Annotated in this window: 15 protein-coding genes; 2 read left to right on the top strand and 13 right to left on the bottom strand. The window is 30.4% G+C overall.

The features are described from left to right. Window positions 1-34: 34 nt before the first annotated feature. The 13 genes from BM120_RS00905 to BM120_RS10805 form a co-directional block, all read right to left on the bottom strand. Window positions 35-1,168 carry a hypothetical protein gene (locus BM120_RS00905; RefSeq protein ID WP_091992613.1) on the bottom strand — a complete coding sequence of 378 codons (1,134 nt, stop codon included), beginning with the start codon at window positions 1,166-1,168 and terminating at the stop codon, window positions 35-37. Window positions 1,169-1,209: 41 nt separating this feature from the next. Then, entirely contained in the window at window positions 1,210-2,397 is a 1,188-nt protein-coding gene (locus BM120_RS00910) for a CDP-glycerol glycerophosphotransferase family protein (RefSeq protein WP_091992614.1), read from the bottom strand. Between the two features lie 10 nt (window positions 2,398-2,407). Beyond that, window positions 2,408-3,220 carry a glycosyltransferase family 2 protein gene (locus BM120_RS00915; RefSeq protein ID WP_091992615.1) on the bottom strand — a complete coding sequence of 271 codons (813 nt, stop codon included), beginning with the start codon at window positions 3,218-3,220 and terminating at the stop codon, window positions 2,408-2,410. A gap of 22 nt (window positions 3,221-3,242) precedes the next feature. Continuing rightward, window positions 3,243-4,013 carry a glycosyltransferase family 2 protein gene (locus BM120_RS00920; protein ID WP_091992616.1) on the bottom strand — a complete coding sequence of 257 codons (771 nt, stop codon included), beginning with the start codon at window positions 4,011-4,013 and terminating at the stop codon, window positions 3,243-3,245. Window positions 4,014-4,026: 13 nt separating this feature from the next. After that, complete coding sequence (locus BM120_RS00925) at window positions 4,027-4,689, bottom strand: sugar transferase (RefSeq protein ID WP_091992617.1); 663 nt, start codon at window positions 4,687-4,689, stop codon at window positions 4,027-4,029. 36 nt (window positions 4,690-4,725) lie between these two features. Further along, a complete protein-coding gene (locus tag BM120_RS00930; protein WP_091992618.1) occupies window positions 4,726-5,847 on the bottom strand; it encodes a cell wall-binding repeat-containing protein in 1,122 nt (373 codons plus the stop codon). A 214-nt stretch (window positions 5,848-6,061) separates the two neighbouring features. Then, window positions 6,062-7,912, bottom strand: coding sequence for an N-acetylmuramoyl-L-alanine amidase (locus BM120_RS00935; RefSeq protein WP_091992619.1), 1,851 nt, complete (start codon window positions 7,910-7,912; stop codon window positions 6,062-6,064). A gap of 95 nt (window positions 7,913-8,007) precedes the next feature. After that, on the bottom strand, window positions 8,008-9,330 hold the full coding sequence (locus BM120_RS00940) for a glycerophosphodiester phosphodiesterase family protein (RefSeq protein WP_091992620.1): 1,323 nt from the start codon (window positions 9,328-9,330) through the stop codon (window positions 8,008-8,010). A gap of 9 nt (window positions 9,331-9,339) precedes the next feature. Then, window positions 9,340-10,701: a DUF5009 domain-containing protein gene (locus BM120_RS00945; RefSeq protein WP_091992621.1), complete on the bottom strand. Its 1,362-nt coding sequence runs from the start codon at window positions 10,699-10,701 to the stop codon at window positions 9,340-9,342. A 110-nt stretch (window positions 10,702-10,811) separates the two neighbouring features. After that, entirely contained in the window at window positions 10,812-13,166 is a 2,355-nt protein-coding gene (gene secA / locus BM120_RS00950) for a preprotein translocase subunit SecA (RefSeq protein ID WP_091992622.1), read from the bottom strand. A gap of 610 nt (window positions 13,167-13,776) precedes the next feature. Further along, window positions 13,777-14,325, bottom strand: a complete 549-nt coding sequence (locus tag BM120_RS00955) for a hypothetical protein (RefSeq protein WP_091992623.1) — start codon at window positions 14,323-14,325, stop codon at window positions 13,777-13,779. Between the two features lie 8 nt (window positions 14,326-14,333). Then, complete coding sequence (locus tag BM120_RS10800) at window positions 14,334-14,486, bottom strand: hypothetical protein (RefSeq protein WP_177187337.1); 153 nt, start codon at window positions 14,484-14,486, stop codon at window positions 14,334-14,336. 70 nt (window positions 14,487-14,556) lie between these two features. Next, complete coding sequence (locus tag BM120_RS10805) at window positions 14,557-14,703, bottom strand: hypothetical protein (protein ID WP_177187338.1); 147 nt, start codon at window positions 14,701-14,703, stop codon at window positions 14,557-14,559. A 616-nt stretch (window positions 14,704-15,319) separates the two neighbouring features. Between BM120_RS10805 and BM120_RS00960 the strand changes: the two genes are divergently transcribed. Next, on the top strand, window positions 15,320-16,633 hold the full coding sequence (locus BM120_RS00960; protein WP_091992624.1) for an AAA family ATPase: 1,314 nt from the start codon (window positions 15,320-15,322) through the stop codon (window positions 16,631-16,633). After that, the gene (locus BM120_RS00965) at window positions 16,623-17,366 is read left to right on the top strand and encodes a HEPN domain-containing protein (RefSeq protein ID WP_091992625.1); all 744 of its coding nucleotides are present in this window, start codon (window positions 16,623-16,625) and stop codon (window positions 17,364-17,366) included. The genes BM120_RS00960 and BM120_RS00965 overlap by 11 nt, the downstream gene beginning before the upstream one ends. Window positions 17,367-17,487 lie beyond the last annotated feature (121 nt).

Here is a 17,487-nt window from a genome sequence, read left to right on the forward strand (position 1 = left end):
GACCAAATATATCAAGCTCTTGTCAAGAGCTCTCTTATCTGTCTACTTTGTCAATTGCTTTGCTTTTCCTCTTTTTTAATATTCTATCTTCTAAAGCCTCCCAAATATTAAACTTATTCATTCTATATATTCCATAGACAACCAATACCAAGCTCATATTAGTTGATACTTCCAACATTATACTTTCAGCAAAACAGTATATCAATACACTAGTCATAAACAATATTTCTGCTTTTTTATTTTCTTTACACAATATATACATTGTAAATGAATAAAACACAATCAGCATTACAAATACTACCAAGCCTTGACTGTATAATGACCATATATATCCACTATCCAAAGGCATTCTCTGTGTGAAAAGAATCTCTCTAATATTTGAAACATATCCGAAAAGATTAACGCCTTTTGTAGGATGCATCAAATATGTTCTCCAATATACTGGTCTGTGAGACAGAATTTTGTTTATTAGGTAATTATTGCTCATAAATAATGCTATTATCAAACTCAAGAAAGTCATAAATAAAGGAAACACACCTATCAATATTTTATAAACTTTCTTCTGAATATCTATATTTTTTAATATAATATACGCAAAAATCGTTCCTACTGCAGTCAATAGACCTGTTCTAGTAACGGTTTGAGAATAGATAAGTGCAACCATCAATAGCATCAAAATAAAATCAATATTCTTTTTGCTGTCGTAGATTAAATAAAAAAATGATGACCACAGCATAAACATGCTTATAAACGCTGCGTTCGGATTACCAAAGCCGAAATCATTTCTACCCTCAATATACTCAGTTGGATTTATACCAATAAGGTTTGTAATCAAGAAGATTGAGAAAAATACTGCATTAAATATCACAAACCATTTGATCAGATATCTAAAATCCAATGCAAATAAACCCAAGCATAAATAATATGAATACAGCAATGTGATATTTTTCGACATGACAAACTGTATTGAAAGTATCACAAAAAATCCCAAATGTATTAAATTGTACTTCTTATAATTTATCAATATCAGAAGTGTCGATAATAATAATGACAACAGCATACAATATTTATTAAGATTAGCATAATCGAAAATAACCGAATAATACTTGAATGCAGCCAGAAACACTAACAACACTCCTAAAAAATTTTTCCACTTATTAATTTTCATCAATCTTTCCTCTTAACCTTATCTGTAAAAATGTAAACAATCTAACCAATCAAATCGATAATAGCGTTAAAAATTCTCTGAGAATTATTATTATCTCTTATATTGAAGCTTCTATCTACTCTTTTTACATATTTATCTTTCATTTCAAAGCCATTACTAAAATATGACTCAATAATATCTATCAAATTTTTTTCATCTAATATTACCTCTCCAAAACCATCCTCAATGTAATCAAAATATCCCTGGTTGTATTTATCATCAGGAACCTTTTGATAATAAACTAGTGGCTTTTTCATATATGCAAAATCAAACGCTACAGAAGAAATATCCGTTATCATCATCAAGGATTCTTTTAACAAGGTCTGAACATCATATTCCTCCCTATCTGCTATGACAATTCTATCGCTATTAATATCATATAAATGATTATATGGTTGCATCTCGAAATGTGGATAAAATATCATATCAACCCCATTTGATTCAAGCAGATCTATTAGCTTACTATTGTTTATTAAGGAATTCAATGCCTTAAAGTAATCGGAATTTGAAAAAACAGCATCACTGCCCTTACCTTTTTTCTTATAGGATGGATTTATTATATTCATTCTCCATGAAGGCATCAATAATATCTGTTTCTTCAATTTGAATTCATTCAAATTGTCATATCTAGCAAGTCCGGTTTGAACGACAACACCCTTGTCAAATCCATAATTTTTTTGACAAATTGATTCATACTCCGCCCTTGTAGTCGTAATGAACAAATCAATTTTATTTGATGAATTATAATACTTACTCAAATCTGATAAAATCACACCATGCTGGAGAAATACAAATTTTTTCTTGTTATCCCTATCAAAAATAAGCTTGTATAATTTATAATTCCAAGGCTCTAAAAAACCTGTATGACTAGAAATAAGTACATCGCTTAAAAAGAATGCAATCTTGTGTTCTAGACTTCCGTATTCTATAATATTACCAAGATCCTTCACTTTATCATAATCTTTTTTATGCGATGAATCAATAAGAAACCATGCGTTAATTTCCGGATGATTTTCTCTAAGGTATTTAAAAAAAACATATCCATTGTCTTTTGCCTCAATACCTCTTTCAGAGATTAGCCACATATCTTTATACTTATCTTCACCCTTATATTTTTCTGCAATTTTTCTATACTTGGTCATTTCTACCGCCTGCCTTGACAAGCGAGAAATTTTTTCTAAATAACCCATTTTTTACCTCTTATAATTTAAAATTGAACTGCTCCTTTACTGCCTTTATCACAATAGAAGTATACTTGCCATCATTGTTTAATTTTATTTCACTTCTCTTTTTGATACAAAAAGCAATAAACAATATAAATCCAAAAAATCCGCCAAAAAGTCGCTTGAACAAAGGACCTTTGCCTATCATAGAATTTTCATCTATATAATTCACTTTTTTGTATGGGTGGTAAGCAACTATTATTGGAAAGTAATACATTTTTCGTTTTCCATTGTTATACGCATCCATAATAAACACATTTTCTTCTCCAGAATTATACTTTGTCCCAATACCAAATCTTTCGTCAAATCTATTTGTATGCGGATCAATGCTGCTAGAGTTAAACCACATATCAAAAGTTATTTGCTTTAGTGTCTGCATTCTCGATATTCCGAGAATCTCATTTTGGGGATAATTGGCTGTGGATTTTTTTGTCACGGGATCAAAATTCTGAAAAATCGCTACATCAGGATTGTACTTTTCAAAGTGAGAATTGACTTCCTCCAATGCCGTATCTGTGTACCAACAATCGTCATCAGTAAATGTGTATATATCGCCAGTACAATACTCCATTGTAGCATTTCTACTCTTTGAACATCCAGTACCCTCGGCAACAATGTGTTTATGAGCAAAGCTGTATTTGCTCAATAATTGTTTAACTTCAGCATGATTGGTTTGAGATCCTACTATAACCTCAAAATCTTTATGAGTTTGTCTTTCTATACTATCGAATAGAACCTCCATCTCTTTAATCCTAGTTCCATATGTTCCTATTAATAAACTTATTTTCATTTATCTTCTCCCTTTAATATTGTCACTTAGATAGGAAATGCTTGTAAACATTTATCACTGCATAATTACTAAAATAATACAATGCCTTGATAAAGCCTAATTTTTCCTCATTCCTAAGTATATTCCAAGTCCAACAAGCTGCCCTAAGCTTATTTCCAGAAAGCGAACCTCGTCTTGTTCTATATAAAGCCAACAATTCATCTAAGCCATGTGCTTTATGTCCTTGCTTTAATATATCAAGCCAGGCCACATAATCTTCATGATGAATTTTTTTCATACGGATTTCTTTTACAATGTACCTATCGATAACCACCGTAAGACATGAAATAGCATTGTGTCTAAGCATATCTTCATAAGCCAGCTCTGATTTTGCATGAACAATCGTATTTAATTTTTGACTTTCTGAATCAATAAATCTGTATCCTGTAAATGTAAAACAATACCCATTTTTTATCATAAAATCAATTTGCTTATCAATTTTGTCTTGAAGCCAAAGATCGTCGCTATCTAAAAAAGCAATATATCTCCCTCTAGCATTTTCAATACCTACATTTCTCGCGTTTGCAACCCCTGCATTTTCTGACAGCAAAATAGATTTTATATTGGAATATTTTGATTCATATTCCTTTATTATTTCTCTTGATGAATCATTTGACATATCATCAACACATATTACTTCAATATTTTTATAAGTCTGTCCAATTATACTGTCAAGAGTCTCTCTAATATATCGTTCGGCATTATAAACAGGAACTATAACAGAAACAAGTCCATCAATAAAATCTTTACACATCGAAAATCCCCTTCTATCTTGCACCATCTCCAGTAAAAATTACTTTTGCCGTCATCAGTACAATTTTAATATCTAACATAACACTTCTATTTTTTATATAATATAAATCATATTCCAATTTTTCACCCGGACCAATTTCGTATCCACCATTAACCTGAGCCCATCCAGTCAATCCTGGCTTAATAGCTAACCTATAAACAAAATTAGGAAACGCTTCTTCAAATTCCTTAGTAAAAACAGATCTCTCAGGTCTTGGACCTATGATACCCATATCCCCTTTTAAAATGTTTATAAGCTGAGGAATTTCATCAATTCTTGTTTTTCTGATAAACCTACCGACTTTAGTTATTCTCGGGTCATCTTTTTCCGCCCATTGTGCCCCAAATTTTTCGGCATCAGTTCTCATAGACCTCAGCTTGTAAACATAAAATTCTCGCCCATATTTACCCAATCTTTCCTGTTTATACAAAATCGGACCTCTATCCTCTATTTTTATCAACATACCAAAAAACAGTATTATTGGTACACCAATAAGCAATCCAACGAAAGACAACAGTATATCAAAAAATCTCTGATATAAATCGAATACCATACCTTTTCTAACGATACTATAGTCTATTTTTTCAATATATTCTTTTAATATCGGATCTTCTCCCGAATACTCGCAAAAAGACATAATTTTCTCCCTTCAATTTTACACCTAAATATTTTTCTAAAATACTTTTTCATTATCTTCATCATAATTATTACGTGAAACTCTCACGGCCATCATTATCGAAATCAAGATTAGTACAGCTGTCGTAGCATTTTTCATTCTTTCGATATTAAAATAATTTCTTCTTTCTATTTTGAAACCGACTTGATTCAATATTTTGTACCCATTCTTTTCTACTATTTTGCTTTCTTGGTTTTCAAAATAATTATTTTCTATAAACAATAATGGTGAGTCATTATCCGCAGCCAATGGAGAAATTGCAATCGCATTTATCAACTGTCCCGAACCGATATGACGTTTGTGCAACAGTTCTCCACCTTTTGATATATAAACATTTCCATTATCGCTTTTTCCATAAATAGTCTTAATCAGCTTCTTATTAAAATCGTATCTGTCTTTACCTTCTATTTTCTGAATATTTACATTTGCCAACCTATCAAAATTTGAATTTAAGTATCCCTTATTTCCAATTAAATATATTTTTTTTATATTATTATTCCTGATTAGTTTTCTTATTTTTAAATAGTCATTTTGAGTATTTGACGTAACTAGTATAGGTATTTTGTTTTTCTGAGAATATGGCGAAAACGAAATTGCATTCGGAAGATCAAACTCATCATTAGTAACTACAGCAATCTCACTGATTTTATTGTCATTCATCATCAGCTCTGCAACTTTTATTGAGAAATTTATACCTCTTGATTCATTTATCCGTTCAAATTTATAACCATTTCTTTCAAGACTTCTCTCCACTGACTCTGATAAAGAATTTACACCACCTACAAGAATCACTTTTTTTACACCAAGCTCTTCCATTTTATCATAAACAGGCTTTAATACCTTCTGTTTTTCAGTATAAAATACAGGAATATTCTTGCCATAAGCATATGGTGCAGTGGAAACAACCTGATCAATATATTCAGTATTTATTAGAATCGCAACATCTGATTTTTTAAATCTCTTGTCTATAACCTTATTTACAGTCGTAAATCTAGTATCATCTGTATAATCATTAATTGTATATTGACCCAAATACATCCTATCCAAAGCCTTATCGATAGCTTTGTATACACATAATGCCAACACTGCCAATATCATATATTTTAAATATTTTTTCATATCAATACTCCTAATTGTTATTGTAGCTATTCTATTATACTATAAATCAAGATATATTTAAACTCTAATGAAATTTTTTTCGAAAATAATTTACGATCCTTTCCTATAAACACCTTTTAAAATCAACCCCTTTATATAAATACAAAAAGACTGGTCATAATTAATTAACCAATTAAATTTGATTAATAATCTCTGACCAGTCACATGACTTGTTTTATTTAAAGGAAGCTATTATTCCCTTTGCAATTTGAACTCCCATCTTTTTCAATGCTGCTTGACTATTTAACATGCTTACATCTCTTGAGCTAGACATAAATCCACCCTCAACTAGCACTGCCGGAGCAACAGTATTTGCTATTACATACAAGTGAGTCCCATCTTTGACACCTCTGTTTCTAAGGTTAAATCCATTCAATATACTATTCAAAATATTTCGAGCAACAGCATTCGCACTTTCTCCATCGCCCTTAAATACTTCTACTCCATTACCACTCATTTCACCTGTAGCTTCATTAACGATATTTCCACCCTTATTATAGTGAATACTGCAGAACAGAACAGCACCAGAATTATTGCTTATATCCGCTCGGTCTTGCAAGGTCGGATAAATATCTGTTTTTCTCGTCATTACAACATTGGCTCCAGCTCTTGTCAAATAATCTGCACACGCCAATGCTGTTGTCAAGGTCCAGTTTTTTTCATAAGTGTTATACAAGCCACTTGCTCCTGAGTCTTTTCCACCATGACCAGGATCAATCACTATTGTTTTCCCTTTGATGCTTCCGCTGATAACATCACCAACCTGCGGTTTTGACACATTTGGCACAACTCTATCAGTAGAGCTATTTGAACCAGAATTCGCATTACTTTGCGAGGATGAGTTTGATCCAGGATTTTTTATCGTACTTGAAACACTTGAGCTTATACCACCACCTATTTGGTACACCCTTGTTACACTTACCTTCCTCAAAAAGTTCTTTGTAACTGCAGGAACATATGTCTTATTTGTTATCAAAATCGGAGCATTATATAATGCTGCAAAAGGACCTGCACAAACAGTGTCAATCAAGCCTTGATTGTCTGATTTAGTAACTACAAGAACAGGAATATTCTTGTCTTTATAAAACCTGTTTATAACATTAACATTAGTATCATGTCTATCAGAACCATAAATTCTATTGATTGAGCCTGCATTATCAACTACTGTATTTATTTTATTAAGAAGAGTGTTTGAAATAGAGTTTACACCTCCAATATAAAATACAGTTGATATATTGTCTCTTAAATATGCAAAGGTATTTGTACTAACCATATTTTTATCGACCACTATAACAGGATTCTTTGTACTACCAGCCTTTGATGCTATTGTCAATGCATCAGCTACACCATTTGCTTCGCTTACTACATATGCAGTATTCACATGCTTTATAGCTGAAATCCTCTTTGCAACTGCTAATGAAATATCCTTGGAATTTGAACCGAAAATTCTTTCAATATTTGCTCCAGTTATCGACTTTACTCTGTCAGAAACTGCTTTTGAAATCAAATTTCTATCTCCAATAACTATTACGTTACTTGGTTTAAGTCTAGACAGTTCAGCTGCTACAGAAGAGTCAAGCGAATTAGCTCCTGTGATTAATATCGGTGCATTAAGCGATGTCGCAAGAGGTGTTGCAACAATTCCCATCATCGTATTTTGGCTATTTACGATTACAACAGTGTCAGCAGCATACCAACCAGTCTTACTAACCTTTATAGCTGTTTTTATTCTGTCTGCACCATACAATGAAGTCAACTGAGAAGATGTTTTTGTATGATTTTCATCCAAGCTATCAATCGAGCTATAGCTCTCATTAGAATCAGCTGCATCAATATCTGATATTTTTCCAACACCTAATTCAACTTTCATATTTTCAATTTCAATATCATTTGCTTCACTTAAATTTTCATATGATGAAGTTTGAAGATCAACATCACTAGTATCAGCATACACACTTGAAAATGATGTCAATACCAAAATCAAACTAAAAATTACCCCTATGATTTTATTCCTAAAAGATCTCATACAATTCCCCCTTTTTCATTATTATTTAACTATCCTCTTAAGAACTTAGTATATTATAACACAAATGTAACATTTTTGTAACCTTTTTTATTAATTTAATTTGTATTATTTTTTTTCTCATTCACGATTACCTTGCCATCCGAATCTCTATTGATTTTGTCTTTTGGCAAAAAATCGGTATAAAAACCACTGACATATAGATTTCTCAGCGAATTCACAACGCTTTCATCATTGTAAGTAAACATATATAATCCAATTCCTCTGTCTACCAGCTTATCTGTTAGCTCCTTTGAAAATTTAAACTTATTTACTGCAACAATTTTTATTCCGTGCTCATAGGAAAAATCTACAATCCTATTAACCTCAAGTTCTTCTATTCTATATGTCGTAAAAATAATCGACTTAAAATCATAAATATTCATCAATGGTCTATACATCTGTTCATAATAAATCTGAGGGATTATTCTCTTCAAAATAGATTGATCTTCTTTTTTTGCAATTTCTACTATTTTTTTATAGCATTTTTCAACATCCTTTATATCATTATTTTTCAAGTCGATGACGATATATACATCCTTATGCTTTTTCATAAATGCAGCTACATCTGAAAATTTCATAGTAGTATACCTTCCCAAAATCTTTTTCTCTAGAAACTCCTTTTCCGTCGGTGGCTTTAGTGCCCAAGATACTGGTAGACCTAACTGTGCCAATCCATCCTTTTCAAACGAATGAATAAGAACAAGCTTGTCATCAGAGGACAATGAAATATCAGCTTCCAAAACTCTAAGACCTCTTTCATAGCTTTTTTCCATTGCCTCTTTGGAATTAGTGTATGTATTACCATCAATACCTCCCATAGCATGAGCGATATATCTGTTTTCTTTAACCCAGCTATAATTGAATTTTTTAGGATAATTATCCATATACACAGTTCCATCACTAGATTGAACTACATTTACATCCAAAACCTTATAAATAAAGTCCAGCGGCACATATATAGTGTTGTTCATAAACACAACAACGCCATCCATTTTTAATATGTTTTCATTCCCCAAAAATCTCACTTCATTTGAACCTCTTTGAAGTAGATATGTTGATTTTCTATATTTGAGCTCAATACCTCCGTTAGGAGTAAATTTATAAGTCGCATCTGTATTAAAATTTTTGCATAATTCTAAAAGTGGCATATATACGATACCATCTTTTATTTTGTATGGCTTACCCATATTTGCAGCCTTATTATTTGTAATCAATTTTTCTCTGATATTAGTATTTTCAAATTCCGAAATCATTTTTCTTTGGCTAGAATAAGAGTAGAATAACTTAAAAAAGCCGATTATCAGCATTAAAGAAACCAAAAGTATAAATGTCTGCTTCACAACTTCTTTTATCTGCTCTTTATCAAATTGTCCTTTCATGCCTACCCCCTATAAATTCACCTTTATATCATATCTATCCAGCAAATTAAAAAGCAATATCCATATTACCGTAATGAAAACCGAATAGACTGTAGATGAGAATTCAATGCCAAATATCGGCAAAATAAAATCCGTAGTGAACCAGTTATTGAATGGTAACCATGTCCCAGTAAATATAGACTTTATTTTAATCATCGACAATAATTTGTGGACAATCTGGACTATAAAAATAACAAGAATCGTATTCTTACCAATATTACCCAAATAATTTACACCAAACCTAAGCTTGACAATATCACACATCACATACGCCACAACCAACATCATTGAAAAATAAAAGCAATCAATCATGACAAAGCTGATGCTAAATACATTTCGATTTACTGGAATCCAGTATTTTGTTACAAAAAATAGCACCAAATATATCAATGAAAACATTAGCAAATGAATCACTTTTTTTACCTCATTGTTAAACCTATAGTAATTGCTTAATAATGATTTTATCGATTTGTAGTTAATCCAGCTTTTGATATCCACAAGGAGATTCTCCTTGCTAAAGCCATCATTTCTTATTTTCATCGGTCTTCTATATCCAACATATTTTTTATCAATATGTTTTTTATTGAGAATACACCCAAAAGAAATTCCCAAAAATCCCAATGAGATCGAACTAAAAATTGCCATTATACCCTCTGGATCCGCTAACGATAAACTCTTATATTCACCTATTAACGATATATCAGTCCTTACAAATATATTTGTAGCAGCTTCTCGCCCCCCATTGATAAAAATGATAGAAAATATCATTGCTATCAATACACCTATGATAGCAAATACATATGTTATAACGTTATTTTTGACTCTAAGTTTTAAAAATATCATGTATGCCAAAATACTCATTATGTAATTAATCGCTAGTAATTGAAGTGGACCCGTAATTCTAACATATTTATCAGACTCAAGAAATAGAATGCTAAATATCAACCCCAACAATAATAAAAGTAATGCTCTAATCAAAGATTTTTTTATTATCAATGAGATTTTATTTCTATTTTCATGATATTTTTTTATATAAAATGGTATTGATGCACCCATAATAAGAATAAAAAATGGCAACACAACATCCGCTAAGGTTACCCCATCCCATTCTGAGATTATAAAATTCTTACTTACAGAATCCTCCAAGCCTTGAGATATTATCATCATAACCAAAATTGTTAGAATACCTCTCAATACATCTATAGATCTCACTCTCATATAATGAAATTTTCTATCTATATTTTTCTTTTCTATTACATAGCTTCTTATAACTTCGTATAGTCGTCGAAGCTGGTATCTAGCTTTATCATTAAAAGTAATCTTATCTTCCATTTGCACCACCCCTAAAAATATATTTTCATTATATCATAATTAGTGTCATAAATAAATCCAGCAAATACAACTATATGTAATGCTGGATCTATAAATTATACTCATATTTTCTATTCCATTCCTTCAAATGAAAAAACAAATTTTAGAGTTTCAAGCCTTATCTTTTTATTCAATGTTTTAAACATCTCATATGCTTCAATTGTATACTCCTTTACAGGGTCCTTTTGACCAACAGCTACCAATCCTACACTTTGTCTCATCTGATCCATAAGATCTATATGATCAACCCAATATGTATCTACAACTCTCAACAGTATCTCTTTTTGTTCATGTGAAAAAAACTCTTCTCCCACCATCATTAATTTCAAATCGTATATATTATTTACAATGTCCAATGTAAATTGACCTATCTCTTCTGGAGTCATCTCACTCATACCCGGTATTAATATTGTATCTGGTGGCATAAATGCTGAATAAAGTGCCTTCATATACTTAAAGTAATTTCTTGGCTTTGCGTTGATATACTTATTAACATATTCATCTATAGTCTGCTTGGCCATATCCATTACTGTATCTTTTAAATCAATCCCTTTTAAAACATTGTCTCTCTCAGCATATATGACCTTTCTCTGCTTATCAATCACATTATCATACTTTAGTACATCTTTTCTCTGTTCAAAATTCCTTCCTTCTATCCCCTTTTGTGCATTAGTTATAGCCTTTGTAAGAGACTTGCTCGAAATCGCTCCATGAGAATCGGGTTTCAATTTTTTCCCCAATTTCTTTATTGAAGCACCACCATATAGTTTTATTATTTCATCCTCTATACTCACAAAAAATCTTGAAGTCCCTGGATCACCCTGTCTTCCAGATCTACCTCTCAATTGGTTATCGATTCTTCTCGACTCATGTCTTTCAGTACCTAGAACGTAAAGTCCACCCAATGAAATTACCTCCTCTTCCATCTTAGGATCTCCGTTGCCAAGCTTTATATCAGTACCTCTACCTGCCATATTCGTAGCTATTGTAATATTTCCAAGAAGTCCCGCCTTTTCAATAATTTCAGCTTCTCTTTTATCATTTTTCGCATTTAATATCTCATGTTTAAGATTTTTCTTATTCAAAAGCCCTGATAGATACTCTGACTTTTCAACAGTCGCAGTACCGACAAGTATAGGCTGTCCAGTAGAATGTATCTGCTGAATCTCTTCAACAACCGCATCAAATTTTTCCTTCTCAGACATATATACCTTATCATCCAAATCTTTTCTAATTACAGGCTTATTTGTAGGAATCTGGACAACATTCATATGATAGGTTTGTTCAAACTCATTTTCTTCAGTTTTCGCAGTACCAGTCATCCCTGAAATTTTCCTATACATCCTGAAAAAATTCTGATATGTAACTGTTGCCATTGTCTTATTATCTAGCTGAATTTCTACCCCTTCCTTTGCTTCCAATGCTTGATGAAGTCCGTCTGAGAACCTTCGTCCATCCATTATTCTTCCAGTATATTCATCTACAATAAACACTTCACCATCTTTTACAACATAATCATCATCTATACTCATCAATTTATGTGCTGTAAGTGCTTGATTTATATGATGATATATTGCCATATTATTCAAATTTGTAATTGTTCTAATTTTAAAGAAGTTTTCAGCCTTTCTAAAGCCTGATTCTGTTAAAGATACTGTATGCTCCTTTTTATCTAATTCAAAATCATCTTCCTCTATTGTTCTAATAAAATCATCAGCCCTATAATATAATTCACTTATCGGATCCCCCTCACCAGAAATGATTAGTGGAGTTCTCGCTTCATCAATTAATATCGAGTCAACCTCGTCTATAATACAAAATGAGAGCTTTCTTTGTACTTTTTCAGAGAATTTTTTAACCATATTGTCTCTAAGATAGTCAAATCCAAACTCAGAGTTTGTACCATAAGAAATATCACAATTATATTGCTCTCTTCTAGTATTTGGATCTTGTCCTGTTATGATTACACCAACAGTTAGTCCTAATAAATCAAACACCGGTCTAACCGTATCGGCATCTCTTTCTGCCAAATAATCATTTACAGTTATTACATGGACACCTTCTTCTTTAAGAGAGTTCAAATAACATGGTGCCACAGACACCAAGGTTTTACCTTCACCAGTTTTCATTTCAGCTATTTTTCCTTGATGAAGAACTATACCACCTACCAGCTGAACTCTATACTGTCTCATACCAAGAGTTCTTCTTGTTGCCTCTCTTGCAACTGCAAATGCCTCTTCAAGAAGATCATCAAGAGTTTCTCCATGCTTTAATCTTTCCTTAAACTCAATAGTTTTATTTGAAAGCTCTTCGTCTGTCAGTGCTTTCATTCCATCTTCCAATGCATCTATTCTATCTACAATTTTATTTAATTTGCCTACTTCGCTATCGTCTTGCTTGCTAAGCAGCGCATCTAATAATGACATTCTCACTACCTCTTTTCCTGCAAATCTACATAATCTATATAATTATATCATAAAAATTATTCTATGTAATTGACAAAATGCAATAAAAATAGATATTTAGAAAAATTTTATACTTATTTTTTATTTTTTCCTAAATTGAAATATTAAATAGTAAGCTTTTCCCTAGCTATGTCATAGTATCGAAAAATAATAGCATTACATCTCCAGAGTGCAGCAGCTTCATAAGAATTAATAAATTTGCCTTTAGCCAGAAACTTTCTTAAAATACTATTTATGTATTTTATTTAAACCTCTTTCATATGAAGTTAGATGTTTAAAGGCTCTCTGTTTTGTGTTAGAACTAAGTTAATTCATCATATTTCTCTTTTTATATTGTTGTGTTGTAATTACAATTCTGATACAGAAATAATGATGAATTATTTTTGTATTTAGTTGTCCTATTTGGTTGTACAATCAATCTAATAAAAAAGGAACTTAACTATACATATAATTATCGTTGAGTTCCTTTCATTTATAATGTTTATTTTGAGTGTATATAAATTAAACAAATCAAATATCAATCTATACAGTTATTAATATTTAGCAGCATATTTATATCTTATGATAAAATTTATATCTTATGATAAAAGACATAAATAGTATTTCCTCTACAAGAAATTATATATGTTTCATCAAATAAGCCGCTATCTTCACCAGAATTATTAACTTCCATCATAGCAAATGCGGAATCTTTATTATTAAAATCCGTTTCTATTAATTTCAATAATTCTTTTTCACTGCAATGCTCTTCTAAAATTTGAATCGCTTCATCTTGGCTTATGTCTTTATACTTCAGTTTTTTATCATTTGTTTTTTCACTGATTTCATTATTACTATATACATCATGAAACCTTTTTGTTATTGATTTATCTGTTTTTATTATAATATATCTATAACCATCTGACGGAAAATTTAGACTATTGTAAGCCTCCTCAGCTTTGTTAAAATCAATATTTAACCTTATAGCTTTTAATATCTCCTTAGTTTCATTTTCAGAAATATTTTTACTTACAAATACATCTTCTGAGCTTTTTAATCTAGGAGAAATATTTTTTAAAAAATAAATTCCCAATATAGACAAAATAATTAATAAAAAAATCAATGCAATTTTTTTCTTCATAACATTACCTATCTTTTTAAATGTATTCTTAACGGAAAATCTACAAATTTCCCTGATTTTTGTAATCTAGCTATGGCATCAACAGCAATACCAGCTACTACAAAATAAGCTCCTTCTTTATAATCATATCTATCCGTTATTTTTACTCTATCATTAGTCATCTCGGCTTTAAAATTATATATCGCATAGCGTTCAGTAAAGTATTCATATCCAATTCATTTTCTAATACCTTTAAATTTTTTCAGCTTCAATTCTAATTTGATCTTTATTTTCTAGCATATTGTACTCCGTATTTTCGGTACTTAGTACATTTCCATAGGAAGTTACGACTGTAGTTAAAATTAAAGATGATATACACACGACACTATAAATTAACAACGTTTTCCTTTCTCATAGCTATTCCTCCAAAAAATATAACTTATATAAATAATTATTTATATTTAAATATATATGTATTTTTATTATATCAAATTCAATTTTAAAAAACAATATTTATATTATAAATCGCTTAATAAAATTGTAATGTTACAATTGATGTGAGACAAATAATAAAAAAAGATAGAAAATACTGTATAATTAAAGTAACGATAAATTAAAAACAAGTTGATAATATTTTATCTCTAAAAAAGTCCCACATCATTTACAAAAATACAATTAGAATTAAATCATAGATAAAGTTATTTTATCGTAAAAATTATTAGACTTTTTGTTAAACTTATTGTATAATATAGGTACTTAAAAAATTACATTTCTTTTAAGTATTTCTCACAGAAAAAGAGAGGTTGAATGAGTCGACCTCTCTTTTTGTTTCTAAAAAAGCATCAGCTCATCTCTAAATAGCAAATATAGTTATTATTAATATGTTTGTTAGTTCAAATTTATGATAAAATAAAGATATAAAGGTATTTCAAATATTAATGCTTTTTCAAATGCTAAAGGCATTATTTCGTTATTTATATGTTAGTGATTATATAGTAATCAGGGAGGTATCACAATGTTAATTGATTTTTCAGTTGAAAACTCTTTATCGTTAAAGGATGAAGTCACGTTTTCTATGATTTCTACAAATGTGAAAAACTCTAAAAAAGTGAAATTACATAAACACTTTGATGATCTTTACATTTTACCAACAGCCGTAATTTATGGTTTTAATGCATCAGGGAAGAGCAATCTTATAAGATCTATTGAAAATCTAAAAAATCAGATAGTATATTCAAAAATCACAGATCTTTCTTTATTGGACGTGGATATATTCAAATTCAATCCATACAGACTTGATGACCTTTACACTATCAAACCAACAAAGTATCAAATACGAATAGCTGTAGGAAAATTCATATATGATTATCAGGTTATTCTCGATCACAATTCAATTATACTAGAAAAGCTTCTTTTAATTGATGAAAATTATGATTTCGTCGAACTAATAAATAGAAATTTAGATTCAATGGAGTTTGATTACGACATAGATAAAGAAATCATAATTAAAATGCTGGGAATAGACAAGGATAAAAAGCTATCCGTTGGAGCTTTGTCAATTTTTGATGAGAGAGTTAATGCTTTTACTAGCTGGATTGAAAATGACTTAATTGTTCTGAGCAACTCGAATTCAAAGGAAAATTTGAAAAAAACTATAGAATATCTATTAGAAAAAGATAAACTTTTTTATAACAAAATTTCCAGAATGTTGAGTGATATCAGCTATACGAATATAAGTAAGATTGTGGCAGAAAAAATTGACTCCACTTTACAGAGAGATGATATTAACGAATCTATAAAGCATCGATTATACGATGAGTTGATAGAAAATAATTTTATCAATAAAAAGTCAAACGGAGAAACAAATTCAAAATATACCATCAATACATACAAAATAGGCTTTGATACTGATGGAAACGAAAAGGATGTAGTTTTTAACCTATATGAAGAATCCGAGGGTACAATAAAGATATACTCACTATACGCATTTATTTTTGATGCTCTCAATAAAGGTAAAACACTTATTGTCGATGAAATGACGTCTTTTATCCACCCTCTTATTTCAAAATATATTATAGAGCTATTCCAAAATCCGGTTGAAAATATAAATGGACAACTTATCACTACAACTCATACTACGGATCTATTGGAAATAAACTCATTGAGAAAAGATGAAATTTATATAACTGATAAAAATTTCAATGAAACAAGATTGTACTCCCTTGCTGACATCATTGACGTTAGCCAGAATGAAAACTTTAGAAGTGCATATCTTTCAGGAAAATATGGTGGAATAAATGCTTTAAGGAGAGATGACCATGTCGAATAAATATAAAAGCTCATTTAACAGACCAAAACCAAAAATAATTCCTAGAAAAACCGGCTTGGATTTAATTGATGATGATCTAAACCAACCCATGCAAATGTTTCGCTCAAACACGAAATACATCAGACAATTGATAAACTCGAATACTGAAGATATCAATATATACAGATATTGTATAGTTCTGATATGTGCAACTATGGACAAATATATGCATGATATTGAAAAAGCCGTTATACTCCAAATATTCAGAGGAAAGGCGCAGCCCGGAAAGAATTTCAATAGCTTTTTAATACCAATAACTGTTTTGAATAGCTTTGACAAAAATAATTTTAATATGGTTGAAAAAGAAAAAATACTTAGCGATGCTATTTACGAAGTTACATCAAATTATACAATACAAAAATCTACATCCATAGACAGGAATATGAACTATATCTTAGATTTTAATATATGGAAGGCAATACAACCAAGAATGACTATGCGCTTCAAACAATTGAACAGTATCACTCAGATGAAAAAATATATAGATGAATTAGTAGATAGAAGAAATTCAATAGTTCATGAACTTGATTTTCGCCCAAACAGCAACAACAAAAATGATTTATCCGAAGATTTTGTATCAAATGCTTTGGATATAATACAGTATTTTATTGAATCTGTCAATTATCAAATTGTGCACTCGATAACAAACTCATCAGAAGACCTTAGCTCCTCATCTAACAACGAAAGCTTCTGATATATCAAATACATAACAATCAACAAAAGATATAGATATAGCACAATAAATATTGTACAACCTAAAAAACTCGCAGCATCAGTCTTCATCATTACATGACTACAAAATGTGCGAGTTTTTC

Source organism: Peptostreptococcus sp. D1 (assembly GCF_900112955.1).
GTDB lineage: Bacteria > Bacillota > Clostridia > Peptostreptococcales > Peptostreptococcaceae > Peptostreptococcus.